General features: G+C 58.0%; 19 protein-coding genes. 12 read left to right on the top strand and 7 right to left on the bottom strand.

Annotation, left to right across the window (positions count from 1 at the left end; all coding sequences use genetic code 11):
* The first annotated feature begins 357 nt into the window (after positions 1–357).
* The gene (locus tag VK574_RS06335) at positions 358–3165 is read left to right on the top strand and encodes a TonB-dependent receptor (RefSeq protein ID WP_472798982.1); all 2808 of its coding nucleotides are present in this window, start codon (positions 358–360) and stop codon (positions 3163–3165) included.
* 123 nt (positions 3166–3288) lie between these two features.
* Here the strand turns inward: VK574_RS06335 and VK574_RS06340 are convergent, their stop codons facing one another.
* A complete protein-coding gene (locus VK574_RS06340) occupies positions 3289–4047 on the bottom strand; it encodes an ROK family protein (RefSeq protein WP_472798983.1) in 759 nt (252 codons plus the stop codon).
* A gap of 138 nt (positions 4048–4185) precedes the next feature.
* Here VK574_RS06340 and priA point away from each other — a divergent pair, with 138 nt between their 5' ends.
* Positions 4186–6666, top strand: coding sequence for a replication restart helicase PriA (priA, locus tag VK574_RS06345; protein WP_472798984.1), 2481 nt, complete (start codon positions 4186–4188; stop codon positions 6664–6666).
* Between the two features lie 88 nt (positions 6667–6754).
* Complete coding sequence (locus VK574_RS06350; RefSeq protein ID WP_472798985.1) at positions 6755–7180, top strand: DUF3788 family protein; 426 nt, start codon at positions 6755–6757, stop codon at positions 7178–7180.
* A 200-nt stretch (positions 7181–7380) separates the two neighbouring features.
* On the opposite strand, the gene VK574_RS06355 is transcribed toward VK574_RS06350, so the two are convergent.
* Positions 7381–7674 carry an HU family DNA-binding protein gene (locus VK574_RS06355; protein WP_472798986.1) on the bottom strand — a complete coding sequence of 98 codons (294 nt, stop codon included), beginning with the start codon at positions 7672–7674 and terminating at the stop codon, positions 7381–7383.
* Between the two features lie 462 nt (positions 7675–8136).
* On the opposite strand from VK574_RS06355, the gene VK574_RS06360 reads away from it, so the two are divergent.
* From VK574_RS06360 to VK574_RS06375, 4 genes are all read left to right on the top strand, one after another.
* A complete protein-coding gene (locus tag VK574_RS06360) occupies positions 8137–8838 on the top strand; it encodes a response regulator transcription factor (RefSeq protein ID WP_472798987.1) in 702 nt (233 codons plus the stop codon).
* A 511-nt stretch (positions 8839–9349) separates the two neighbouring features.
* Positions 9350–10039 (top strand): lipid-binding SYLF domain-containing protein, encoded by a 690-nt coding sequence (locus tag VK574_RS06365; RefSeq protein WP_472798988.1) that lies wholly within the window; start codon positions 9350–9352, stop codon positions 10037–10039.
* Between the two features lie 128 nt (positions 10040–10167).
* Positions 10168–11067 (top strand): lysophospholipid acyltransferase family protein, encoded by a 900-nt coding sequence (locus tag VK574_RS06370; RefSeq protein ID WP_472798989.1) that lies wholly within the window; start codon positions 10168–10170, stop codon positions 11065–11067.
* A gap of 190 nt (positions 11068–11257) precedes the next feature.
* A complete protein-coding gene (locus VK574_RS06375; RefSeq protein WP_472798990.1) occupies positions 11258–11545 on the top strand; it encodes a hypothetical protein in 288 nt (95 codons plus the stop codon).
* 61 nt (positions 11546–11606) lie between these two features.
* Here VK574_RS06375 and VK574_RS06380 read toward each other — a convergent pair whose 3' ends face one another.
* Complete coding sequence (locus tag VK574_RS06380; protein WP_472798991.1) at positions 11607–12266, bottom strand: tetratricopeptide repeat protein; 660 nt, start codon at positions 12264–12266, stop codon at positions 11607–11609.
* Positions 12253–12942 carry a tetratricopeptide repeat protein gene (locus tag VK574_RS06385; RefSeq protein WP_472798992.1) on the bottom strand — a complete coding sequence of 230 codons (690 nt, stop codon included), beginning with the start codon at positions 12940–12942 and terminating at the stop codon, positions 12253–12255. Before VK574_RS06385 ends, VK574_RS06380 begins: the two co-directional genes overlap by 14 nt.
* A gap of 543 nt (positions 12943–13485) precedes the next feature.
* Here VK574_RS06385 and VK574_RS06390 point away from each other — a divergent pair.
* The 5 genes from VK574_RS06390 (at position 13486) to VK574_RS06410 (ending at position 20368) form a co-directional block, all read left to right on the top strand.
* Positions 13486–14364 carry a hypothetical protein gene (locus VK574_RS06390; protein ID WP_472798993.1) on the top strand — a complete coding sequence of 293 codons (879 nt, stop codon included), beginning with the start codon at positions 13486–13488 and terminating at the stop codon, positions 14362–14364.
* A gap of 66 nt (positions 14365–14430) precedes the next feature.
* Entirely contained in the window at positions 14431–15456 is a 1026-nt protein-coding gene (locus VK574_RS06395; protein ID WP_472798994.1) for a peptidylprolyl isomerase, read from the top strand.
* 117 nt (positions 15457–15573) lie between these two features.
* Entirely contained in the window at positions 15574–17406 is a 1833-nt protein-coding gene (locus tag VK574_RS06400; protein WP_472798995.1) for a hypothetical protein, read from the top strand.
* A 23-nt stretch (positions 17407–17429) separates the two neighbouring features.
* Positions 17430–18479 carry a 6-bladed beta-propeller gene (locus VK574_RS06405; RefSeq protein ID WP_472798996.1) on the top strand — a complete coding sequence of 350 codons (1050 nt, stop codon included), beginning with the start codon at positions 17430–17432 and terminating at the stop codon, positions 18477–18479.
* Positions 18480–18493: 14 nt separating this feature from the next.
* Complete coding sequence (locus tag VK574_RS06410; RefSeq protein ID WP_472798997.1) at positions 18494–20368, top strand: cytochrome c3 family protein; 1875 nt, start codon at positions 18494–18496, stop codon at positions 20366–20368.
* 139 nt (positions 20369–20507) lie between these two features.
* Here VK574_RS06410 and VK574_RS06415 read toward each other — a convergent pair whose 3' ends face one another.
* The 3 genes from VK574_RS06415 to VK574_RS06425 form a co-directional block, all read right to left on the bottom strand.
* A complete protein-coding gene (locus tag VK574_RS06415; protein WP_472798998.1) occupies positions 20508–21362 on the bottom strand; it encodes a hypothetical protein in 855 nt (284 codons plus the stop codon).
* A gap of 113 nt (positions 21363–21475) precedes the next feature.
* Entirely contained in the window at positions 21476–22915 is a 1440-nt protein-coding gene (locus VK574_RS06420; protein ID WP_472798999.1) for a sigma-54-dependent transcriptional regulator, read from the bottom strand.
* A gap of 314 nt (positions 22916–23229) precedes the next feature.
* Entirely contained in the window at positions 23230–25896 is a 2667-nt protein-coding gene (locus VK574_RS06425) for an ADOP family duplicated permease (RefSeq protein ID WP_472799000.1), read from the bottom strand.
* Between the last annotated feature and the right edge of the window lie 2 nt (positions 25897–25898).

Consider the following 25898-nt stretch of genomic DNA (forward strand, 5'->3'; position numbering starts at 1 on the left):
ACTACCTCGAGGACCGTCCAATAATGGCAAAGCACGTGGTCAGCCAAATGCTTCGACCACTAATTCGAGCAGCATCAGGGAGTTGAGGATGCCAGAGTTTCGCGAGATATGCGAAAAATTGTTCACAGGGGCCTTCAAGTGTTCGGAAATGGACGGCAACTCAGATCGTGTTTGCGCCATCGGCAAAACGCGTCGACCGGCAGGGAAGCCGGGGGCAGGAATCGGGAATTGCGAATGCGCGGTCAATCGTTGATGAATCCCTCGTGAATCGGAACCAACCTTAAGACTGGCTTAAGAATGGACAACCTAGTCTGCGTTCAGGCCCCCAAATGTGCTGTCTCGAGGGTAAGGAGTGCCATGCGCAAACTTCATTTGAGTGTTGTCCTTCTGATTTGCTTCTTCACCGCGACGCAAGTCTTCAGTCAGTCTGGAAAGGGAGTCATCGAAGGTGTGGTCAAGGATCCAGCGGGCGCTGTCCTACAGGGCGCCAAGATCGAGATGAAGCCGCAACTCAGGCCGATCACGACCAATGGTCAGGGAGAATTCACGGTTGCGGATGTTCCGTCCGGCACGTATAGCGTGACGGTCACTTACGTCGGATTTGCTCCATTCACAGGCAGCCTTACGGTCGCTCCGGGCCAGGCAATTCACTTTGACGCGAAGCTCCAGGTTGCGTCGGCGTCCGATGACGTGGAAGTGACGGCAGACCGGCCACGAGGAGAGGCGGAGGCGATTAACCGCACCCTTGCCGCAGAAAACATTCTGCAGGTGTTGCCGGCCGATGTCATTACTTCGTTGCCGAATGCGAACATTGCCGACGCGCTGGGCCGCATGCCGTCCGTCTCGATCGAACGAGACGAGGGCGAAGGCAAGTATGTACAAATCCGCGGAACCGAACCGCGCCTCAGCAACACGATGGTGGACGGAGTGTCGATTCCGTCGCCGGAATCAGGCGTGCGCCAGATCAAACTCGACACCATTGCCTCTGACCTCGTGGACTCCGTCGAAATCAACAAGACTCTGCAGGCGAACATTGATGCGGACGGCATTGGCGGATCCGTGAACCTGGTGACCAAGACCGCGAGTGACACTCCCACAATTGTTCTCTACGGAGTGGGCGGATACACCCACATCATCGGCGGCCGCGAGGTCGATCAATTTGGCGGGACACTAGGAAAGCGTTTCTTAGCCAGCAAGAAGCTCGGCGCGCTGTTGGGGGGCACCTACGATTACAACGGTCGCGGCATTAACGACATCGAACCTGTGCCGACAGCGGGAGACGCATCGCCTCACTACGACAGCCTGGATTTTCGCGACTACATCTACAACCGCAGCCGCTGGGGAGGCACGGGCAGCATCGACTACAAGCTTGGCGAGGGTTCCAGCATCTCCCTGCGCGGTCTCTACTCCAACTTCCGGAACTGGGGCAACAAGTGGGTCTTCACGATGAACGATGGGGCGGCTCCGCAGTACAGCCAGGACTGGCGGCGTCCTAACATGGCCATCGGCAGCCTGAATCTTGAAGGCAGGCACCTCTTCGGTTCCAACACGATTCTCTGGAACGCATCTGTTGCACGCTCGCGGTCATTGGGCGGCAGCGGCGGAGCCAGCTATCAGTGGATGGGCGACCCCGATGCGCAATGTGTGAATGTACCAGGCGTCAGCGTAAACCGGCCCGGGTGGGCGGGGTGTGTTGGCAGCGGAGTAGCGCCGACAGACAACGGATTCGACAAGAACAACTATGGTTTTGTCGAATTCGACTACCCCACCTACGGCTTGAGCGCGCAGCTGAACCTCGAGGCCTCGGGCTCTTTTGCGCGGCAATATCATCTGGGTTCGCGCTACGGCACCATCGAGTTCGGCGCGAAGATTCGCAACGCGCACAAGTTCGATAACAGCTACAACATCTGGTACACGGTGCCGAATGACGACAGCGGTGATCCTGTTCCCGTGCCCAATGCAGCGCATCCCGAGTGGAACAGCACGTTCAGCGATCCGGTCTACTATGACGGCACGTATGGCGGAAAATATCCCGCCGTAACGGACTGGGGCAAGCTCCGGGGCTGGGTGGAGTCGAACAAGAGCCAACTCGTGTTCAACGAAGATTCGATGCCGAATTCAAACAACTATGACCTGATCGAGCGCATTCCTGCCGGCTACGTGATGAACACCATTGAACTCGCAAGTCGCGTGCGCCTGGTTGCGGGGCTGCGCATTGAAGCCACGCACGTGGATACGACAAGTTTCGATGAAACCGCAAACACGCTCACGTACAAAGCCGGCGGAGACTACACCAACATCCTGCCAAGCGCTTCGCTACGATTTGCGCTCGACAAGGATTCGGATCTGCGCCTGGTATACGGACGCGGGCTGGCCCGGCCCGATCCTCAGGACCTTTCTGCCGCAGTCAGCCAGCCGACCCTGGATCAGACTCCAGTCACGATCAGCATAGGCAATCCCAACCTGAAAGCAGAGCAGGCGAATGACTACGACCTGCTCTACGAGCGGACTTTCAGCCATACGGGTCTGTTACAGGTTGGGTACTTCTACAAGGACCTGACGGACCCAATCGCGTACGAGCAGTTCTTTTCCACGGCAACCTTCCCTCATGTTCCGGCTGGAACCAGGGTGCAGGTAACGGAGCCCATTAATGCAGGCAGCGCCTACGTGCAGGGATTCGAGATCGGCTTCGAGCAGCGCATGGCCTACCTGCCAAGCGTGATGGGCGGGTTGGGTATCTCGGCGAATTATAGCCACACGTCTTCGGCAGCTCGCGACTTGCCGGGACGCAGCGATCAGCCTGCGCTGCTGCGCGATGCTCCTAATACCTGGAACATCAGCCCGACGTACGATACGAAGCGGTTCTCGATGCGCATCGGCATGACTTACGACGACGCAATGATCTACCAGTACCAGTGGCAGGATGGCGCGGACTCTGTCGGTGTGAAGGGGCCTTCGGGTGACGACTACCTGTACGCGCATTACCAGTTTGACACGCAGGCAAGCTACAACCTGCCGGGAGGCATGCAGGTTTACGCGTACGGTTTGAATCTGAACAATGAGGTTTTCGGGTTCTTCAACGGCAGTCCGCAGTACGTGGTGCAGCGCGAGTATTACCACCCGACCTACGCGGGCGGAATCCGGTGGAACATCCGCCACGAATAGCGACGTCAAGGGTCTCCAGAAGACAAGAGACCCACGGTGACGAGCCGTGGGTCTTTTTCTTGCGGTTGCTCTGCGGCAGATGGATGTTTGCTCAGAAATCAGAACGAAGGGCGCGCGATGGCTTTAGTTCCACTCCCGCCACAACGCGACGCCGCCCAGAAGCCCTGCCTCGTTTGAAACGATTTCAATATTCTTGCCGGGCTTGAAGTCGATCTTTTTGGTGTTGCCGCCGCCCAGATACATGTGGTCCCAGTTGAAGAGCTTGGCGGTCTGCTCGATCGCCTCCTGCAGCAGCTTGTTCCAGCGCTTCTTGCCGTACTTGTCGAGACCGCGCCTGCCCAGGTAGTCCTCGTACTCGCGATCTTTCTTCCAGGGGTGATGGCCGAGTTCCACTCCGGGGCATAAGCGTCCGTCGGTAAACAGCGAAGAGCCAAGGCCCGTGCCTAGCGTGATCGCCAATTCCACACCGTCGCCTTTGATGGCGCCATATCCCTGGACGGCTGCATCATTCGCCAGCCGCACCGGCTTCTTCCAGCGCTTTGCGAGTTCCTTTTCCAGCGGAAAACCGTACCACAGGGGATGAAGATTCGCGGCTGTGTAGGTGACGCCTTTCTTGACTACGCCGGGGAATCCAACCGAGATGCGATCGAAATTGGCGGGTATCAAGGCGTGCAGCGCGTCCAAGCCCTTGAGCACGGCTCTTGGCGTGGGAATGGCGGGCGTCACCACGCGCTGGCGGTCGCACACGGGATGGCCCTTGGCGTCTACCAGCATTGCCTTGAGTCCGGAGCCGCCGATATCGATGCACAAGGTGATGGGGTTGGAGGTTTTAGGCGAGGCGCTGGGAGCAGTTTTGGAGGGTTTGATAGGTTGTGCGGTCATCAGGAGGAATTGTACTGAAAGACAGGGAGTAGGCAACAGGGATTAAGGGCTAAAACACTCTCGCGGGTGCGAATTCCAGGGGACCCGTTACGCACAGAGGCGGCGGCGGGGTGACCGCTACACTGGAGGTTGCTCCCGATGCCAGCCTTCTGCGAAGTCGCGTTGCCGGTGCCGCTCGATCGCACTTTCACTTATGCCTTGCGCGATGATGATCAAGTGGCGCGCGGAGCCCGCGTGATTGCGCCGTTTCGCAATGAAAAGCTTATTGGCGTGATAACCGCGACCGACGTGGCCGCACCAACGGAGTTCGAGGCAAAGTACCTCGAAGCGGTGCTCGACGACGAGCCATTGCTCAGCGAACACCTGCTCGCACTGGCGGAGTGGATCGCCGGCTACTATCTTGCCCCCCTGGGCGAAGTGCTGCGAGGCATGTTGCCCCTGATGGCCGAAGTGAGGCGGGTGGTCTATTACCGCATCACCGATCTTGGCCGAGACCTGCTGGCCGGCACTCTTGACGGAGATGGAGGAGTCCTCAACTCCGGACCTTCACGAAGGAAGAGCAAGGAAGCGCGAAGTGACAAGGGTAACTTGGAACGGCGGGTTCTTGAGCGCCTCGCTACCGGCGAATCTGTCAAAGTTTCAACCCTGCGCACCGCGACCGCCGCCAGTTTGCCTGTGCTGGCCGGAATGCTTCGCAAGAAGTGGATTGTCCGCGAGACTTCGGCCAGCGAGCGAGACGCGCGACGCACCGAGCGCTTTGCCGTCCTCAGACCGGACACGCGCCTGCCTGCTCTCACAAAACTGCAGCAGGCCATCCTCGCCGAGCTGGCTGCCAACGGCGGTGAACTTCCCCTGGTAGCACTGCGCCGCCGCGAGCTGCCGTCCTCCACGCTTCAGACCCTAGTTCGACGTGAACTCGTGCGCATTGAAGAAAGGCCGGCTGCTTTCCGGATGGGTGGAATCGAGGCTCCAGCGGGCCCGCTCATGCTTAATGAATCGCAGCTCGATGCCGTTGCCTCCATCGTTTCGCAGCTTGGGGGATTCCATCCCTTTTTACTCCATGGGGTGACGGGGTCGGGAAAGACGGCCGTGTATTTGAAGGCCATGCAGCGGGCGCTCGATCGCGGGCAATCGGCCATTTTGCTGGTTCCCGAGATCGGTCTTACTCCACAAACGGTTGGTCTGCTCGACGCGGCTTTCGGCGAGCGCGTGGCGCTGCTCCACTCTGCCCTGACACCCGAGGAGCGCACCGAGCAGTGGCGTCGGATCCACCGCGGCGATGCGCCCATCGTCGTCGGTACCCGCTCGGCCATCTTTGCTCCCGCACCAAACCTCGGCCTCATTCTCGTCGACGAGGAGCACGATCAGAGCTACAAGCAGGAGGAGACACCGCGCTACAACGCGCGCGATGTCGCCGTGATGCGCGCCAAGCTTGCCGGTGCAGTCGTGGTACTCGGATCGGCGACGCCGTCGCTTGAAAGCTGGCAGAACACGGTGCAGGGAAAGTACACGCGCATCGCGATGAACGACCGCGTCAAAAATCGCCCGCTGCCCGAAGTGGAACTGATCGACATGCGGCGCGAGTTTCAGGAGACCGGGCAGGAGCAGCTCTTCTCGCGCTCGCTGGTCGAGCAGACGAAGTTCGCGATCGAACGCGGCGAGCAGGCCATCATTCTGCTGAATCGCCGCGGCTATTCGTTTGCTGTACTCTGTCGCGCATGTGGGCAAAAGCTCGAATGCCAGAACTGCGCCATAGCGCTCACACATCACAAACCTTCAGACGGCCTGGCGCGCGCAGGCCAGCGGCTGGAGTGCCATTACTGCGGATTCAAGCGCACGGTGCCGTCGAAGTGTCCGAAATGCGAGAGCGAGCATCTGTACTATCTTGGCGCGGGCTCGCAGCAGGGTGAGGAGCGTCTCACCGAGATTTTTCCTGGCGCGCGCATTGGGCGCATGGATCGCGACACGGTGCGCGGCCGGCACGATCTGGAACATCTGCTCGCGCGTCTCCATTCGGGTGAGATCAACCTGCTGGTCGGCACGCAGATGATCGCCAAGGGCCACGATATTCACGGCGTCACGCTGGTGGGCGTTGTCGGTTGCGATCATGCGCTTTCCATGCCGGACTTTCGCGCCGCCGAGCGTGTCTTTCAGTTGATGACGCAGGTTTCGGGCCGTGCTGGCCGCGGAGAGCTACCGGGCCGCGTTGTGGTGCAGACTTACTATCCCGACCATTACGCCATCGTAGCGGCGAGCACACACGATTACGCGTCCTTTGCCGAGCGCGAGCTGAAGTATCGCCGCTGGATGCACTATCCTCCCTTCGGCGTGCTGGCCAATGTACTGATCCAATCAGAAAAACTCGAAGAGGCTGCAGGATGGTCCGCTGCGATCGGCACGTGGTTTCAGAAAACTGCGCCCGAAGGCATTCGTGTGCTCGGCCCCTGTGCAGCGCCGATCGCTCGCATCAAGAATGTCTATCGCTTCCATCTAATTCTGAAAGCGACCTCGCGCAAGGCACTGAATGCAGCGCTGCGGGGTGCACTGGCGCATGCAGACGAGGCCGGTATTCCACGCCGCAACATCGTGGTAGACGTCGACCCCCGGCGTCTGATGTGAATTTGACGTTGGGCAGTGGAGACAAACCTTGTCACATTCCGCTGGACCCGTGCTGCGCTAGGATTCCATTGCTTTCTTGAGGTGCGCGATGGAATACATCAATGCATTTAAAGGCAGGGAAAACCGTCCCTCAGACGCGGAAATCGCCGATGCCCTCGGTCCCACCGTTAACCTATGGAACGAATTCATCAAGTGGATGGCCGATGAAGAAGGGGTTACAGAGCAAGAATGGAAGGGAATCGTGGTCAAGAAGTACGGCTGGAGTCTGCGCCTCAAGCAGAAGAGCCGCAACATCGCCTATCTCGGCCCCGGGAGAGGCTGCTTTATGGTGTCGTTCGTAGTGAGCGACAAGGCGTTGCAAGCGACGAAAGAGGCGCATCTGCCCAAAGCCGTTGCAGAATTGGTGGCAATTGCTCCGCACTATCCTGAAGGAAATGGGCTGCGTCTCATCGTGCAAGGTGCTGCCGATATGCCCGCGATCCGCAAAATTGCCGCGATCAAGCTCGCGTGCTGAAGCCGTTTCAGCGTGCTAGCGCATCTAGACAGCAACTGAAGTTGTCCACGCCACGGGCTGGCGTCCGAAGACGGTCGAAGACCTGCGCACACAATGTCGCGCAGGATAAGATCAGCAGCACTATCAGCGTGAGGGCGCTTGCTTTGGCTCTTCCGTCTCCTCGTCTTGCCGGTCATTCGCGGTTCCGACCGGTGGCACGATCAAGCGCTCGGGGTCGGTGCTCCCTTTTCCAATGTATGCAGTTCTTTACCGGGTTTGAAGCGCACGGCCTTTCCCGGCGTGATGCTAACTTCAGTCCCAGTGCGGGGATTGCGTCCGATCCCGGTCTTGCGTGCGCGCACGCTAAACACACCAAAGCCGCGCAACTCAATGCGTTCTCCTGCAGCAAGGGCTTCTTTCAAGCCTTCAAACACGGTATCGACCGCCGCTTCGGCCTTGGTTCGGGGCAGGCCTGTGCGCTCGATCACATGGTGCACGATGTCTTGTTTAATCAAAGCGGTCACCTCTCTAGCGCGACTGTTCTCGACTTTACCACGCCCTACCGGACTGATGGTACAGCCTTTGCCTCATTTGTGGAACACTAGGGCCGATGATTTTTACATAGAGTGAGGAGGAAGACAGGGCAACACCGGATCAACTGTACGTGTTCCGTCTCACAGTTGGAGCGGATTCGGCCGCCTTGGCCGGTGGAAAAGTCGTCCTTTGTGACTTTAGAGATAGGGCAAGCCGCTTTCCTGTGCGCTAAGGCCTATACGAGAGAGTGACTTTGCCGGATACTGTTATTTCAAGGTAATCAGTACCACGATGCCATCGGTAACAACCGCCTGGCGAAGTGCAACAAAAGACAGGGGATGTGTCTCAGGAACTTCCGGCCTTGCAGGCCGATTTGCTCTGGGATCCGGCGAAAGCCAATCCGTTCCCGTCGCTCGTTGATGCCAGGCAAGGAGAGAGGCTCGATGTCCGCAATTTATAGCTTAGAACCAATCCGAATCGGCGTCGTCGCTAACGAACCGATGCGGCTCGAAGGCCTCACCAGCATCTTTGAAAATCACGCCAAGCCGGGAGAGACACCACTTCTCCCCGTCGTGGGTACGCTCGAAGAACATCTGGATAATGAATCGATTGAATACGTGCTGATTGACTGGAGTAGTTCCTCCAAAAAGCTTGGCGTGCTGGAAGGCATTCGCCGCAAGCGTCCCAACCTCCGCATGGTTGTCATCGGTCCAGATAGCAACGAGCAGGTCATGATGGATACGATCATCGCTGGCGCCCGCGCCTATCTTGACACCGGCGCGGGGCCGCGTCTTGTTCGTGAAGCACTCGACGTTGTGATTTCGGGTTCCATCTGGGCTCCGCGCAAGCTGCTCTCCAAGCTCATCGACCGTCTCCTTTCCGGGGACGACGCGAGCGTGACGAGCCCGCGGCCGCATCTGACCGCGCGCGAAGAACAGGTGCTCCAATTGCTTCTGCTTGCCCGCTCCAACCGCGAAATTGCCCAAGAACTCGGGATCGAAGAGCGTACGGTCAAGGCGCACGTCGGCAAGCTCATGCGCAAGGTCGGCGCTGAGAACCGGATTGAGCTCTCCATGCGAGCACTCCACGGGTCGTACAAACCGGCGGCGCAGCAAATCCATATTGCTGAAGCTGTCATCGCCTAAAGGCTCGCCGGGATGTCGCTAGTGACTAGAAAAATACCCACGCAAGAGTTACTAAAAGTGTAAAACCTTAGTACTCTTGTGCCATTCCGGGACATTACTAATAATCATTCCAGAAACAACGCAGATCTGGGGAAAGGAGTTCCCAGGCACCATGTAAACCATGAGGCCTGTGAACTCCTCTTTTTTCTTTGCACCTGATCCCGTTGCGCGCGCACCTTTCCGCCGGCGAATCTCTCCCGTGAGTGCTCTCATCCCCCATGTTCCTCCCGGTAGGGACTTGAAAGCCCTGCGTAATCCGCTTGATGCAGCGACATCGAATTCCTTGCGCCCTGTGGATCGACTCAGCGTGGCGATGCTGTAGGCTGAAGCCGGATGTTGTTGCACGCAGATGTTCCTCTATGCGAAACCTTCGGTCGAGTGCGCGACTTCCGGCTCTCAGCGCTGTCCTAGTTGTCAGCACCCAACGAGCCGCGCGATCCACGTGTGCGGACAAATTGAAAGGACTCCCCGAATGAAGAAATTGATTGCTTCCCTCTGTCTTTGCTTCTTGGCTACAGGAGCAGCCAACGCGGCGTCGTCGAAATCGGACCTGGAAGACCGCATCCAAGCTGCAAAAACCGTTCTCGATCAAATCATGCAGGCACAGGACAAGACGATTCCGCTGAACATCCTGGAGCAGGCAACCTGCGTGGGCGTGGTGCCCGGCATGATCAAGGGCGCGTTCGTATTCGGCGCCCAGTACGGACAGGGCGTGGTCACCTGCCGCACCGGCCATGGCTGGAGCGCTCCGGTCTTCATCCGCATGGCGGGCGGCTCATGGGGATTGCAGATTGGCGGCCAGTCCACTGACCTGATCCTCGTGGCGGTGAACAACCGCGGTTTTCAGGACTTGCTTAAAAGCAAATTCAAGATCGGTGCCGATGCCTCGGCCGCGGCGGGTCCTGTGGGCCGCGCCGGACAGGCAGCTACCGACTGGAAGATGAATGCCGAGCTGCTGAGCTACTCGCGCAACAAGGGCCTGTTCGCCGGCATCAGCCTCGATGGCACGAGCGTCTCACAAAACAAGGACGACACCGAGACCTTCTATGGCGCCCCGCAGGATTTTCAAAACGTGCTGAAGGGCAACGTGGGAGTGCCGGCGGGCGCCGTTGAGTTTGTTCGCGCAGTGGCGCACTACTTCACACAAGCGAAGCACAACTGATAACACTGCACATAGCACAATCGGGGGCGGCCTGAGCAAGGCCGCCCTCATTTTTTGCGTTTGCGTCGAAATCGTCCCATCCGGCAGAAGCCCAACCGAATGTCCTAAACTTGTGTTTGCCTCAAACGATGCAGCAGACCCTCGAATATTGGCTGGTAGTCGCGGTAGCGCGCGCGCTTGGTGCAATGCCGCGCTGGCTGGCGCGCCTGCTTGCCGGCGTCCTTGCCTGGGCTGTCTTCCATTCCATGGGACGCCTGCGACGCGTGGGTGAACGGAATCTCTCTCTCGCGTTGCCCGATCTGTCGAAGAGTGAGCAGAGCAGAATCCTGCGCACGGTCTATCGTTACCTCGGTTGGCAGCTCGTCGAATTCTGCCGCATGCCTGGATACACGCGTGAGAATACGCAGCACTGGATTCGAACCGACGGACTTGAACACTATCTCGCGGCCGAAGCACTGGGGCGAGGAGTGCTGGTGCTCACCGGGCATCTGGGTGCGTGGGAGCTTTCAAGCCTTTACCACTCGCTGATGGGCCACCCGATGGGCATGGTCATTCGCCGCCTCGACAACCGCCGTCTCGATGAATTCGTCAACGGCGTCCGCTGCTTGCACGGCAACCGGGTCCTCCCCAAGGACGACTTTGCGCGCGGCCTGCTTACTGCGATGCACGAGGGCGGCGCCGTGGGCATCCTGATGGACACCAACATGACGCCGCCGCAAGGCGAATTCGTAGAATTCTTCGGGATCTCTGCATGCACCGCTTCGGGCCTCGCGCGCATCGCGCTCAAAACCGGCGCAGCCGTCCTGCCGGGCTTTATGCTGTGGGAGCCTACCGAAAAGAAGTACGTTCTCCACTTTGGCTCCCAGATGCATTTTTCCGAAACTGGCGATACGGAGGCCGACGTTCTTGCTGCGACCCAGAAGTGCAATGACGTGCTCGAGTCCTGGATTCGCCGCTATCCCGACCAGTGGCTCTGGATTCATCGCCGCTGGAAGACCCGTCCTCCCGGCGAACCTGCGGTCTACTAGAGGAGACTCGGAATCCCAGCTTTTCAAGATCAACGAAGGCGGCTTGTTCCCGGCAAAAAGGCAACCCGACTCCGTGGCTTCGGTCCGACCAATTTCGGAACCGTTCCAGATGAAAGCCATCGAGCAGGGAATCGCAAGCTTCGCATAAGATGCAGATATAATTCGCAGAGGTTTCGCAAGGACAGCGACGATGGAATTTGACTTGCACAGCGCAGGAATCCTGCGCATGCTCATCTATCCGATTCAGTTCGATCCAGAACCGGTGAAGGGAATCGACCGCGTTCTCAAGATGGTGGTCTTTGCGGATCATTTGAGACTGCAGGTGCCTGACGTGATCGCCGCAATTGACGCCGGTCTCGCCAGTAATGCCAGGCTCTCTGAACTCATCCCGCAAGGGCACAATGAGACAGTGATCTGCGGCTTCCTTTCCGCCGTGCGTGTGCGCCTGGAGTCGCCTCCTCCGGCGGAGCGGACCTGACCGGTTCCTCACCTGTGTAGCGAATAGGGAGTTGTGATTTTCCGCCACATTGGCAAAGGCCTCAGCCTTTCGCGCCGGGTTTCGCCGCTTGCGTTTCCACATCGGACAGCATCTTTTTAACCTGGTCTCTGGCCGCGTACTCGGGGTTGGTTGCCAGCAGTTTCTTCCAATCGGCGATGGCGGCGGCACTATCGTGCTTGCCCTCCCACTTGACGAGTCCGAGATTGAACAGGGTGTTCGGATTAGTCGGTGCAGACTTGAGCGCCGTGTTAAATTCCGCGATGGCCTTATCTGCATTGCCCAGATACCAGTAAGCCGTCGCCATATCGGTGCGCACCGCCGCATCGGACGGTCTCACCGCGAGCACACGTCCGTAGTAATTCACTGCGACGGGATATTGCTGTGCGTCGTAGTACAGGTTGCCGATGCTGGTGAGCAAATCGAGATTCTTCGGATCCGCATTCAGCTTCGCGATCAGCGAAGCAGCCTGGTTGTCGGCCATGGTCTTCAACTGGTCCGGACTCGGCGCCTGAGGCACGGGGTTTGCGCTGGTTGCGGCTGCTGCTGGAATGTCTGCAGCCTTCGCAGTCTCAGTTTTTGCGGGACGCCGCGTTCCGCGAATGGCCCATCCCCCAGAGATTCCAGCCAACAGGCAAACTGCCATCAGGGTCAGGGCCCGCAGCCCGGTCCACTGCTTCGCAGGAGATTTATTCGTGTCCATTGCTGTTTTGCGCTCTCTCGATTCCATGTTGATCGCCCATCATAGTCATCGCATCCGCCATCAGTTTCAGCACCATGGCTTTGCGCTCGGGGCTGAGCTGAGGATTTGTTTTGAGCAGGCGCTGCCACGTTGTCAGCGCGCCCTTGGCGTCGCCCTTGCCTTGCAGCTTGATCATGCCCAGATCAAAGAGGGCATTCGCGTCTGTCGGCTGATCCTTGAGAGAGCGATTCAATTGCGTCATCGCGCCATCGATATCTCCGTTGCGATAGAGACTTGAAGCCAGCTTTGTGCGAACGGCAACGTTCTTCGGGTCGAATTCAAGGGCGCGAGTGTAGTAATCGGCCGCTTCTTTGAATCGGTGTGTCGTGTGATAAATCGCGGCAACCTGCACAAGAAGAGAACTGTCGTTCGGATTGCTCTGAAGTTTGTCGAGCAACGGTGCAGCCTGCTTGTCGGCCATTTGCCGCATCTCTTCGAGACCGGGATGATGCCCCGCAGGCTTCGCACTTGGAGTCCCCGCATGAGTTGTGTTTCGCTGCGCTGTCGTTGCCGGCTGCGAACGGAGGAGGTATCCGACACCCAGGCCGGCACACAGGCAGAGTGTCGCCATGAAATACACCTGCACCGCACCGAGTGTGGGCGCCGCTGGCAAGGCCGTGGTTGATTCGTTGGTCATACCGTGAACTCCCGTTGTGAGCAGAACTCGAGAAGGCTGTCTCCTCGAACCACTGCAACAGCGTAGCAGCGATTCAGCAAGCACGTTGATCGCCGTAAAGAGGCTCCATTGCGCCGGTGCGGTTCATAGTGTGCGTGAACGCGCGCCACCCTGTAGTAGAGCAAGTTGTCAGTCGTGTTGACGTGACGCAAATCACACTACTATTCGCGAGTGGAGGCGATTGTTCGGAGTTGAATCACTGTTGTCGCAGTTTAGATTGAGTAATTTGTGACGGCTGTCACGAACGACTTGGGGCATTTCACCAATGCGGTGTGGGAGAACGCCCATCGGATCGTGGTGAATTTGACGCAAGCTTGTTGTCCGTGCGTTGAAGCAAGGGCACAACACTCCTGTCGACAACGGATTACGAACGATGTGCGAATTCATTACCCCTGCTGAGGCAACGGCACAAGGCGTGCACATTCTGAAAGCAGACTGAACTGAAAGCAAGAGACGTGACGGTTCAGACAAGTTGTAGGAGTGCGCACTAGGAGGCTCCACATAATGAAGAATATTCTTCTCATCGCTCTTTTGTTATTGGCAACCGCAGGTTTTGCGGCCGCCCAGATAGGAGCGGCACCAGCGACTGACGTTCTTGGTGCCCACCTTAACTACGGCCGCGGCTGCGCGGCCTGTCATGCACCACACAGCGGCGCCTACGGAAACGGCAAAGCCGGACTGGCCGATCCGACCGCCGGAAGCATCGCTCTCTGGGGCGAGGATGTAAGTGCTCTGTACGGTAAAACCATCACCACGGGTCAAAGCGAGCACGGCAATGCCATCGAGACTCTGCCGACAGCCCTGAACGCTGGAACACCTGATGTCGCTGGCGTTCTCATGTGCCTTAGTTGCCACGATGGCAACTATGCACAGGGCGCCATGATGAAGAACCAGGTCTATGAGAAGCTTCCTGCGACTTATGGAACCGCTCCCATCCCGACGCTGCTCGGCAATGACGGCTCCACCACAGGGAACTACCTCAATGATCACCCGGTGGGCATGAATGCCACTATGACGTGCGGCGGAACCTACGACTGGGATTGCACCATCAGCGCTACGGGTGCGGTACAGATGACGGGACCAAATTCCAGCAAGTTCCTTACGAACTATGGATTCTTCGTCAGCCCGGGCGTTTACAAAAACCAGCCAGTGGTGATGTGCACGACCTGCCATAACCAGCACTTGATGAACGTTGTAAAGGTAACCACTGGCCCGAAGTCGGGTCTGCCGAGCGGAAACTACGCAACAATGTTCTTCATTCGCGCTCCTTACAATCCGGCGAGCGGCACCGGCGCGAGCAACCAGACAGCGCAATTCTGCCGCCAGTGCCACGGTGGCGAAGCGAACGAGATGAACGGCGGCACCGCGGTTACTACTTTCTAAATTCTTATGCATGGGGGAGGGGGGTAGCGCTTTCCCTCCCCTTCCTTTTCAACGGGGGTCAATTAAATGAAGTACACAGTTTCAATTATTGGATCTCTTCTCCTGGGGATGAGTGCTGCCTATGCGCAGGTCTCGTCACATGCTCCCACCGTATTCAATCAGGCGCCAGCTCAAACCGTAGTGAAACCAGCGCCGGCTGCAGACAAGCCTGTTGCCCGCGTTAACGGCGCGATGCTCACCGACTCAGACCTGGTCCGCGAGGAATACGCGATTTTTCCCTACGCCCGCCAGCATAACGGAATTCCGAAAGAGTTTGAAAAGCAGATCCGTGACGGCGCGATGAAGATGATCATCTTCGAAGAGCTCGCCTATCAGGAAGCGCAGCGTCGGAAGTTGACAGTCTCGGCGCCGAAGCTGCAACGGGCAGAAGCGGATTTTCGCAAGCAATTCGTTACTCCGGAGGAATACAACACTTTCCTGCAGAGCGATTTTCACGGTTCGCGGCAACTTCTGCTGGAGAAGATCCGGCGCTCGCTGTTGATTGAAACCTTTCTGAAGACCGAGGTTGATGCAAAGAGCATTGTTTCGCCAGCAGAAATTCGGGCTTTCTACGACAAGAACCCGGCTCGCTTCCATCATCCCGAAACATTCACCTTTCAAACGATCTCCATTCTGCCGCCGGCGAATGCGACTGCAGAGCAGTTGAAGGAAGCGCGCACGCGTGCAGAGAATGCGTTGCACCAGGCAAAGGCGACGAAAACCGCCGAAGAATTCGGACTACTGGCCGAGAAGATTTCCGATGACGACTATCGGGTGATGATGGGGCAGCACAAGCCGCTTCCTGTCGATCAACTGGCGCCGCAGGTTGTGAAGGCGTTCAATGCAATGCACCCGAACGACATCAGCGGACTTATCCAGGTGGAACAGGCCTACACAATCGTGCGCCTGCAGGGTCACACGCCTGCGGGACAAACTCCATTTGTGGAAGTCAAGGCGCAACTGCAGAAAGAGCTCCAGCAGACAAAGACCAACCAGATTCGCGCAGCGTTGGATCAGAACCTTCGCAAGAATGCGAAGATCGACGAGCTGTAAAAAGGCGAATGTTGCCTGGATTCAAGATCGGGCCTGAATCGGGCAACTGACTTCAGACAACTCGGTAAGGATCGAGCAAGTGGACTCCGACACGAGAGAGCTTAAGGATGGCATTGAGTGTTGCGGTTTTTTCAATGTGCGACGTGGGTAACTGCAGGGTTTCTGCTGACGGCGATCGATGCCGGCGCACAAATCCGGTTCGGTGAGACCAGCACCAGCGGCACGGGCACCATCTCTTCGGGATATACCGCCAATTACGGTAATATGATGTCGTCAACCCATGGATGGACGTTTGGAGGCGCGGCTAACTTTACAGGATCGTTTCATAGTCCAAATTTCCTTTCGTACAATGTATCCCCCTATTTGAATCAGTCGCGGGCCAACTCCAATTTCCAGTCGATCTCCGCTGCCAGCGGAGTCAACTTGAGCGCCAACATCTTCGCCGGCAGCAAATTTCCTGGCTCCATCACCTATTCCCGGGCATACAACAGCGACGGGAATTATGCGGTTCCGGGTCTGGCCAATTTCGTAACCCACGGGGATAGCGGGGTCTTGGGCATCAACTGGAGCGAGAATCTCCCTGACGCTCCCAGCTTCTCCGCGGGATTTCAAAGCGGAAACAGCCAGTATTCGGTCTACGGGGCAAATGATGAAGGGAAGAACGCATTTCATTCCCTGAATCTGCATTCAGGCTATCGGTGGGCCGGTTTCAACATGGGCGCCTACTATTCGAAGGGAGCGGCGCACTCGATCATTCCGCCCGTAGTTACGGCAACCATTTCGGATTTACGGTCGGACAACACCGCTTACGGGTATAACCTGTCACACTTGCTGCCTCTGAGGGGTTCGTTTGCCGGCAGCATAAACCGGTCTACCTGGAACACGAATTACCTCGACACAAATTCCAATGGTTCAATCGACACGGTGAATACATCCGCGGGAGTACATCCAACCGGCAAGCTGTCGGTGACAGCCACCGCAAGCTACTCTGACAACCTGACGGGGCAGATTATTCAATCCCTGATTGCAGCCGGGGGCGTCACTCCAATACTGAACGCAAATCAGACATCCAATTCGCTCGACCTGATGACAGTCGCCACTTACACGCCTGTACCGAATCTACAGACGGCAGGCTTCTTCGAGCGTCGCACTCAAACATTTCTGGACCAGAACTACGGTGTGAAGTCCTATGGCGGGAACGCCTCCTTCACACATAAGCTTCTCGACGGCACCATCAACTCGGCGGTGAGCGTAACTGCCAACTCTTCGGATCAAAATGGCCAGGACTCCATCGGCATTTCAGCATCCGAGAACTACAGTAACCGCATTCTCGGGTGGCGCGTAAACGAGTCGTTCAGCTACGCGCAAAACGTCCAGACGCTACTCGTCAGCTACACAAATTCGTACTACAACTATTCAGGAAGCATCAGCCGTAACTGGGGAATGTTCAGCATCGGCGCCGGTGGCGGCGGGGGACAAACCGCATTGACCGATCAGGCGGGGACCTCGAACAGCAGCGAATCTTATAACGGAAGTATCGCGTATGGAGCCTTGCTTACGGCTACGGGCAGTTACTCCAAAGCCGATGGACAGGCCCTCGCAACCGGCGCCGGTTTGGTGGGTGTACCGGTGCCGACGCCGATCCTGCCTTCAGATCTGGTGAGTCTCTTCGGCGGAAAGAGCTATTCCTTTGGGGTCTCCAGTGCGCCGGTAAAGAAGTTGATTCTCGCAGCCACGTATGCGAAATCAACGAGCAATACCTTCAGCAACAGCATTACTTCCTCAAATGAGAACAGCCAATACAACGCGCTCATTCAATATCAGGTTCGCAAGTTGAACTTCATCAGCGGCTATGCACGCTTGGAACAGGGATTCAGCAACACCGGTTCCCGGCCCGAGGTGATCTCGTCGTACTATATGGGGATCTCACGGTGGTTCAACTTCTTCTAACCCGGAAATGCCGAGGGATCGCCGTGTGGTCAGCTTACATGGCGCTGCTGCCGTTTGCGGTCTGGGCCGCGCCCAAACCAAAGGCGGCAGCCACGCATGAACGTTGGGAGATGTCGCTCGATGGCGGTCGCAGCCTAACCTGGGAACGCAGCTTCAAGTCGGAATTCGAAGTGCGGCCGAATCGTGGATTCTGGAACAAGCTCGTGGATGTCGTTGCCGGAGCCCCCGATTACCGCTTCCTGGTGCGCCCCTACAGCATCGCGAGCGATTCGCACGGGCGCCTCATTGTCACCGATCCCGGCGCCTCCGGCGTTCACATCTTCGATTTCGCGCAGCGCAAGTACAAGTTCATCGAGCGCAGGGAAAAAAGCAAGGATGCGATGACAACTCCGCAATGCGTTGCGGTCGATGCACAGGACAATATCTATGTAACCGATTCAGACGCGGGCAAAATCTTCGTATTCGAACCCAGCGGAAAGTATCTCCACGCTATCGGCAGTCTGAAGGGCGGCGAAGGTTATTTCAAACGGCCCACCGGAATTGCCGTAGACTCAACGGAACAGCGCATATATGTAACCGACACTTTGCGAGACCAGGTTTTTGTGCTCGACATGCAGGGCAACATCCTTCAGACGATTGGAAAAACCGGCGACGGCGATGGCGAATTCAATTTGCCGACTGAGCTGCGTTTGAGCGGTCCGAATCTCCTCGTAGTCGATGCCATGAACTTCCGCGTGCAGGCGTTCGACCGCACTGGGAAGTTTCTGTATTCGATCGGAAAGATCGGCGACACCACCGGGGCCATGTTCCGTCCGAAGGCTGTGAGTGTCGACTCGGAAGGCGATATCTATATTGTGGATGCCTTGTGGGGCGTGGTGCAGGTCTTCAATCACGAGGGCCAACTGCTTTATTACTTCGGCGCAAAGGGCACACATGCCGGAGAGTTTCAGCTGCCCTCAGGCTTGTTCATCAACCATGACGACAAGGTCTATGTGGTGGACTCGTTCAACCGTCGAATTCAGGTGTTTCAGTATGTGCGTGCGAAGGGTCCTGCGGCGGGGGCGGCAAAGTGAGAATCAGATTCTTATTGGCCGCGCTCACAATTCTGCTGACGGGGACAGCCTTGTCGGCGCAGATTGTCGGCGACGCGTTGGGCGTTCACAATCTTGGACCCGGAGGCCCATCTCCGTTGACGGGCTCCCGGCCTGACTCGTGTGCCTACTGTCATGCTCCGCACTCCGGGTTGAATATGGGTCTCTGGAACCAGAAGCTGACCACGCAGACATATACAACCTACAGCAGCAACACGGAAAAGAACATCACTACGCAGCCGGCTCTCGGCGCCGTGAGCAATCAGTGTTTGAGCTGCCACGACGGCGCCGTTGCCGTGGGGGCCACCGTGGCTTATGGCCAGATCATAACCCGCGGATCCATGCTGTCGGCTGACGTATTTGGCAGCAACATGCAATCTTCCCACCCATTTAGTCTCGCACTTCCCTTGCACGACAACATTGACCTGGCCGCGTCTCTGGCGGCCAATGGATCGACAGCAGACCCAACGCTCGCGGTCAAGCTGATCAATGGCAATGTGGAATGCACATCGTGCCACAATCCCCATGTGCAAGCCAAGGATCCGCTATCGCTGAATTTTCTGGTGAAGGACAGCTCGAGCGGCCAGCTGTGCCTTGCATGCCACGATCCCAGCCGCGTGATCGGCGGCCAGTCGAATCCACTGGCAGATTGGTCCACAAGCGCTCATGCGCTCTCTACCAACAAAATATCTCCCCAGGCGCTGCTCGGGAGCTACCCGACGGTTGCCACCGATGCGTGCATCTCGTGCCACGCGCCCCACAATGCAAGCGGTCCAAATCGCCTGCTGCGCGGACAGAATGAGCAGGACTGCATTTCCTGCCACAATGGCGGAGCCAACGTTTCCCCGATGGCGCCATATGCGAACGTATTTGCAGAGTATGCTGCGCCCAAGGTCGGTCATCCCTTCCCGGCTTCGACAAACCCGCACGATGCGACCGAAGCTGTCTTGCTGAACAACAATCGCCACTCGACATGCGTCGACTGCCACAACGCGCACGGTTCGGAACCGTTCGGTGTCTTCCCGCCCGCGCCGCTAATGCGCATTTCGCAAAAAAACGTTGCAGGCATGAGCGCGACAGACGGAACAACCGTGCTCACACCGGCCGTGAATCAATACGAGAGCTGCCTGCGCTGCCACGGCGCCAGTTCCGGAAAACAGGTTCAGGTGATCTATGGGTACTTCCCGGTGCGCGCGGTTTCGGGTGGCGATCCCCTCAACCTTATTCCGCAGTTTGCCGTGACCGCGACCTCGAGCCATCCTGTGATGCATACCAGAAGCAGCGCGCTTGCGCAGCCCAGTCTGCTTGCGAACATGCTGAATCTCGACGGAATCACTCCCGGCCGCGCGATGGGAACGCAGATCTTCTGCACAGATTGCCACAACAGCGACGACAATCGCGAGTTTGGAGGCTCTGGCGCTAACGGACCCCATGGATCACGATGGACGCATATTCTCGAACGCCGTTATGAATTCAGCCAGGCGGTGACACCGGGCTCGGCGATTTCCAACCTCTTTCCCAACCCCGATCTCAGCGTGAACGGACCCTATTCGCTGTGCGCGAAGTGTCACGATGTAGCCAACCAGATTGTGAAGAACACCAGCTGGACCAATCATGCCGACCACATCAACACGGGAGTCAGCTGCTCCACGTGCCATACTGCGCATGGTTTGGGAACTGCAAGCGGCACCCTGAGTGGCGAGCGTCTGGTGAACTTCGACGTAAACGTCGTGGCGCCCAACGGCGCATTACCAATTTCCTACAATCGAGCAACCAATACGTGCACGCTGGTCTGTCACCAGGTTGCGCACAATCCTAATGGCTCCGTTTCGACAGTGGGTGCGCACCAAGTGCCCGGCATCCGACGATAAGTGGACGACGCGCCAGCATTCTGGGTGCGCGGGGTCCCGAATGTACCAGGGGCCCCGAAGAACTCCGCTCTTTGGGGGTAGATTTGGGGGTGGTAAACCTAGAAATCTGCTTTTCGTCTTTCTTCATTTCCGGTAAGCATTAGAACGTTGTGCCCGCGGTACTGCCATTCATCTCATTTGATTTGTCCGCATGACACTGACGGCAGAATTGTGCCGTCTGGTTAGACATCGGGTTGGTGTCGTTCGGATTGTAGGGGGCGCGCAGGAAGAACATCGTCGCGTAGGTTCCCGCCGGCAGTCCTGAATTCGAGTTACGGCCTACGGTGACCACGTTCATCGAGTGCGGGTTGTGGCAGGTCGTGCATACAACGACGGCACGGTTGTTGTAGACGCCAGTCTTGACGAAGAAACCGTAGCTGGTCACGAAGCGGCGGGAGGCGGCGCCGCCCATGTTGATCATTCCGTTCACCTCGGTGCAATCCCACCCCGCAGAGCCTCCGCAACTGACGGTGACGTTCAGTCCCATCGGATGGTCACTGACGTAGCTCTGCGTACCGGTGGTTGCGAGCAATGTGGGAACGGAGTTGCGGTTCCCGTAGGTTGCAGGCAGGTTTTCGTAGACCTTGTTCCGCATCATCGCGGCAGGAGCGAAGTTGCCGTCGTGGCAGCCGAGGCAGGTTAGCATTCCCGATACGTCGGGTGTTGTCGCAGATATGCTTGACGGAAGGACTTCTACATATTTGCCCCCGCCGGTCGTGATGGTCTTGCCGTACAGAGGGCTCATATCTTCGCCCCATAGGATTGTATATCCCGAACTCGCACTGCCTGACTTGCCGTTGCCAGACGTACCTATATGGGGCGAGTGACACGCCGCACAACCGCGGCCGTAGTTCAAATGCGCACCAAGAACATCGGTCGATGGCTGCGCAATCTGCGCTGCCGCGAAACCCACGAATGCCAACAATACGAGGACGACGGTAAGAGTCCGCTTCATGGAACAAGGCCTCACTTCGCCTTGTTCCGTTCATCGGCGGGGATTTAACTGATCTTGAGGGGAGTGGTTCCGGTTGGATGAAGTGAAATTTCAACGGGGACCGTGCGCGTGCGTCAGGCTTCTTCTTCTGCGTGCACCATGCTGAATTTTTTCAGCTTGTAGCGCAGCGCATCGCGGCTGATATCGAGCAGCTTGGCGGCATTGGTCTGGTTGCCGTTAGCCTGGCTCATGGCCAGTTCGACCATCGAGTGTTCCAGTTCTTCAAGTGAAGTACCGCCGTCGGGAATGTAGAGCCGCGGAAGTGCTCGTCCGTTGGGCAGCTTGCGTCCGCCATCGGGCGGCGAGGTGCGCTCGAAAAGCGTGCGCCCGCCGGACTCGCCAACCGAAAACGGCAGATACATCGAGCGCAGAAACGATTCCTCTTCCAGAATCATTCCCCGCTCAATCGCGTTCCTGAGCTCGCGCACATTTCCGGGCCAGTTGTGGCCTAGAATCAGGTGCCGCGTGTCGTCGGTGATGCCGCGAATCGATTTGCGGAAGCGCCGGTTGTAGCGGTCGATAAAGAAATCGACGAGAGGGAGAATGTCTTCCTTGCGGTCGCGCAGCGGTGGAATGAAGATGGCGATGATTGCAAGGCGGTAATAAAGATCCTGGCGGAACTGGCCTTCGCGCACCGCTTTCTCGAGGTCGCGGTTAGATGCAGCGATGACACGCACGTCCACCTGGTTGTCGCGCAGGCCGCCGACGCGGCGAATGACCTGGTCTTCAAGCACGCGCAGCAACTTGGCCTGGAGCAGGGGAGAGAGTTCGCCGATTTCATCTAGAAACAGAGTGCCCCCATCGGCCGCTTCAAAGAGGCCCTTCTTCATCTGCTTGGCGTCGGTGAACGCTCCCTTTTCGTGACCGAACAGCTCGGCTTCCATCAATGTTTCGGGAATAGCGGAGCAGTTGATGGCGATGAAGGGCTTTTCGCAGCGGATGCTCTCGTAGTGGATGGTCTTGGCGATGAGGTCCTTGCCGGTGCCGCTTTCGCCCTGGATGAGGATTGTGGACGCTTCGCAGGAGGCGACCTTCTTGACGAAGTTCATCAACTCCGTCATCTTTGGCGATACACTGACGACGCTTTCATATCCTGCGCCGGTGCGAGCCTTGGCGCGGAAGGGTTGCTGGTCTTCGTTGCGAGCGCCGATCGCCTCGATCGCACTCTCCATCACGTCGTGCAAGGCGTCAAAGTCGATTGGCTTGCCAACAAAGTCGTAGGCGCCGAGTTTAAGCGCGGCCTTCACATCGTCAAGCTGCGGATCGGCGGTGATCATGATGACGGCGCGCGCATTCCCGCTTTTCTTCAGATGGTCGAGAACTTCAATGCCAGTCATGTCGGGCAAACGCACATCGAGCAGGACCAGGTCAGGATTTTCGCGCTGGGCCAGCCGCAAGGCCGGCTCGCCGGCGTCGGCTTCGATGACGATGTAGCCCCATTCCTCGCACTTCTGGCGAAGCGACCAGCGCACCAGGCGCTCATCGTCCACGATCATGACCTTTTCTGCAGGCATCGGCGTTCTCATCTATTGCGCGAGCTTTGGGGATTGCTGTGGCTCGTATTCAGGGTGGTCGGTTTTCCGTATTGGGGATCTTAACGCTCGTGTATCGAAGTGATCCCCGATACAACGCTGGAGATATTAAAGGGGCTATCGCGCGTCGAAGAATGTGATTCAGGTCACGTGACTGCGTGGAGCGAACAGAAAGTGGGGAAGAGGGAGTTGCTCGCTCCGTTAAGTCCTTACGAGAAGACTCTGCAGCTAACCCCAATATCAATGGTACTTTGCGGCCAATGGCTCCACGTAAACACGCCTGCAATGGGACGTCACTATTCGTAGCGGAGGGCGACGGTAGGATCGACGCGCATGGCGCGGCGAGCAGGAATGTAGCAAGCGAGCATGGCCACAGCGGTGACGGTTACTGTGACGGCTGCCAGCGTGGCAGGATCGTTTGCGCCAATGCCGTAGAGCAGCGGAGAGAGAAGACGCGCTGCCGCGATGGCGCCAGCGAGACCGATAAGGAGACCGACCGAGGTGAGGAAGAGTCCCTGGCGCATGACGAGTTTGAGTACGTCGGTTTCGCGTGCGCCGAGGGCCATTCGTACGCCGATTTCGTGCGTACGCTGCGAAACAACATAGGCGATCACGCCGAAGAGTCCGATAGCGGTGAGCACTACCGCGAGAATGCCCGACGCGCCAAGCAGTAGTCCGGTGGCGCGCGCGGGGAAAAGCGGCAGCGCCATGTACTCTTCGATGGTTTGCGAGTCGGTGACCGCCATCAACGGGTCGACGTCCTGCACAGTACGCGCCAAGGCATCAAGGAGCGGGCGAGCATCTCCGGATGCACGAACCACGAGGGTTCTTTTTCCCTCTGGAGGGTTCGCGCGGAACACGACGGCCACGGGGCTTTCGCCAAGGGTTCGATACTTTCCGGCTTTTACCTCGCCAATGACTTCGCTGGTGGTTTTTGCTCCTCCCAGTGCGATTCGCTGCCCGATGGGATCCTGACCGGGCCACATCTTTTGCGCGAGCACTTCATTGACGATCACAACGCCTGGATCAGGGCTTTCACTTTCTTTCGAAGTAAAGTCGCGGCCGCGTCTGAAAGGGATTCCCATGGTGGCGAAGTATTCCGGGCTCGCGCTAAATAGATCGACCCGTACCTGGTCAGGATCGGGAGCGACGTGGTGGCCGGCCGAGGTTGCTTCGCGCGAAGTGCCCAGGGGCAGATGACTCACATAGCTGGCGGCAGTTATACCGGGAAGTGTGCGGACACGGTCAAGGAGGCGCCCGTAGAATGCGTCGATTTTAGCGGGGGAATATCCCAGGGTTGAGGGGTCGAGGGTGGCGACGGCGATGTGTTGTGTATCGAAGCCGGGATCGATGGAGTTCGCGTGCATGAGACTTCGGACACAGAGCGTGGCACCGGCGAGGAGCACAACGCAGGTCGCGATTTCGCCGATGAGCAGAAGAGTGCGCAGGCGCGACTTGCGGAGGCCGGCGGTTTGAGTCTCATCCTTGAGCGCTGGTGCGGCTTCAACCGTCGCGCTCCGCAATGCCGGAACGAGACCGAAGAGGATCCCAGTGGCGAACGAAACCACCAGAGCGAACGACAGGACGCGCCAATCGAGCGGAACGGAGATTGAAAGAGGAATGGCAGCCGGCTTGAGTTCGAGAAGCAGGTGCGCCATCCACCATGCAACAGCAATCCCGGCGAGGCCGGCGATGGATGAGAGCATCAGGCTCTCGATCAGCATTTGCCTAATGAGGCGCGCACGCCCGGCGCCGAGGGCAGAACGGATCGCCATTTCACGCACGCGTCCTGTGGCCCGGGCGAGCAAAAAGCTGGCGGCGTTGGCGCAGGCAATCATCAGCACAAGGACGAAGACTCCAAGGATGAGTCCGGTAAAGGCTTCAACGTAGCCGCGATACGGGCCCGGGACCAGGGTTGCAGGATAAATAAGGGTGTCGAAATCCTTGTTGGAGTCGGGGTAGTCTTTTCCGAGTTGGCGTGCAAAGACGCGCATCTCGGCCTGGGCTTTTGCCCTGTCGACCGAGGGCCGCAAGCGGCCGGCGACGATGAGCCAGAATTCTTGCCGGCTGGTGAGGCGATCCTTGTCTTGCGTGAACTGCTGCTGCAGTGTGAGGGGCGCCCAGAAGTCAGGAGAGGTTCCGACGAGGAGTCCCGTGAATCCTTGTGGGGCGACGCCAATGACGTTGAACTCTGCTCCGTTCAGCACTAGCGTCTTTCCCACGATCTCCGGATCGGAGGCCAACTCGCGCTGCCAGAAGGAATGGCTGAGAACAATGACGGGATGCGGACTGCCCAGCTGATCGTCGCTGGTGGACAGGGTGCGTCCCAGCAAGGCGTTAACGCCGAGAAGGGAAAAGAAATTTCCAGAGGCCAGTTGTCCCTGGACCACCTGGCCCTGGCCGTTGCGATTCCAGATGGATTGGGCGCCGTCGCCATCGAAGGCGAGCAGGCCTTCGAGCGATTGTGTGTGATCGCGGTAGTAGGCATAATCCGGGTAGGAGAAGGGAGCGTAGCTTTGCATGTCTATGGCGATGCGGGAGTGCTTCCAGAGTTCAACCATGCTGCCCATGGAATGAACCACGGCGGGAGGACGCAGCAGCAGCGCATTGACGAAGCTGAAGACGGCAACGTTCATCCCGATCCCGAGGGCTAGGGCGATGATGACGGCGGCATTCGACCCGGGCTTCTTCCTCATCATGCGCAGGCCAAAGCGAATGTCTCCCCACCACTCGGCGGGAGAGAGGAAGCTGCGTTGCGCACGCTGGGTTTCCTGAAGCAGAGTCACATTGCCAAACTGGAGGCGTGCAGCTTTGACCGCGTTAGCGCGAGACATTCCCTGGCGCAAGTAGCGCTCGGTGAGGTCGTGGATGTGGGCCCGGATTTCTTCGTCGAACTCGTGATCCTCACGCTGCCGGGTGAAAAGACCTTTGACCTTTGCCGCCCACACGCGAAAGAATCCCATGG

Source organism: Occallatibacter sp. (assembly GCF_035317045.1).
In the GTDB taxonomy this organism is placed as follows: domain Bacteria; phylum Acidobacteriota; class Terriglobia; order Terriglobales; family Acidobacteriaceae; genus Telmatobacter.

What these genes read in the sequence shown, in the direction of transcription:
- VK574_RS06335 (WP_472798982.1), top strand. Translation starts at nt 358, where the DNA reads ATGCGCAAACTTCATTTGAGTGTTGTCCTTCTGATTTGCTTCTTCACC.
- VK574_RS06340 (WP_472798983.1), bottom strand. Translation starts at nt 4,047, where the DNA reads ATGACCGCACAACCTATCAAACCCTCCAAAACTGCTCCCAGCGCCTCG.
- priA (WP_472798984.1), top strand. Translation starts at nt 4,186, where the DNA reads ATGCCAGCCTTCTGCGAAGTCGCGTTGCCGGTGCCGCTCGATCGCACT.
- VK574_RS06350 (WP_472798985.1), top strand. Translation starts at nt 6,755, where the DNA reads ATGGAATACATCAATGCATTTAAAGGCAGGGAAAACCGTCCCTCAGAC.
- VK574_RS06360 (WP_472798987.1), top strand. Translation starts at nt 8,137, where the DNA reads ATGTCCGCAATTTATAGCTTAGAACCAATCCGAATCGGCGTCGTCGCT.
- VK574_RS06365 (WP_472798988.1), top strand. Translation starts at nt 9,350, where the DNA reads ATGAAGAAATTGATTGCTTCCCTCTGTCTTTGCTTCTTGGCTACAGGA.
- VK574_RS06370 (WP_472798989.1), top strand. Translation starts at nt 10,168, where the DNA reads ATGCAGCAGACCCTCGAATATTGGCTGGTAGTCGCGGTAGCGCGCGCG.
- VK574_RS06375 (WP_472798990.1), top strand. Translation starts at nt 11,258, where the DNA reads ATGGAATTTGACTTGCACAGCGCAGGAATCCTGCGCATGCTCATCTAT.
- VK574_RS06380 (WP_472798991.1), bottom strand. Translation starts at nt 12,266, where the DNA reads ATGGACACGAATAAATCTCCTGCGAAGCAGTGGACCGGGCTGCGGGCC.
- VK574_RS06385 (WP_472798992.1), bottom strand. Translation starts at nt 12,942, where the DNA reads ATGACCAACGAATCAACCACGGCCTTGCCAGCGGCGCCCACACTCGGT.
- VK574_RS06390 (WP_472798993.1), top strand. Translation starts at nt 13,486, where the DNA reads ATGAAGAATATTCTTCTCATCGCTCTTTTGTTATTGGCAACCGCAGGT.
- VK574_RS06395 (WP_472798994.1), top strand. Translation starts at nt 14,431, where the DNA reads ATGAAGTACACAGTTTCAATTATTGGATCTCTTCTCCTGGGGATGAGT.
- VK574_RS06415 (WP_472798998.1), bottom strand. Translation starts at nt 21,362, where the DNA reads ATGAAGCGGACTCTTACCGTCGTCCTCGTATTGTTGGCATTCGTGGGT.
- VK574_RS06420 (WP_472798999.1), bottom strand. Translation starts at nt 22,915, where the DNA reads ATGCCTGCAGAAAAGGTCATGATCGTGGACGATGAGCGCCTGGTGCGC.
- VK574_RS06425 (WP_472799000.1), bottom strand. Translation starts at nt 25,896, where the DNA reads ATGGGATTCTTTCGCGTGTGGGCGGCAAAGGTCAAAGGTCTTTTCACC.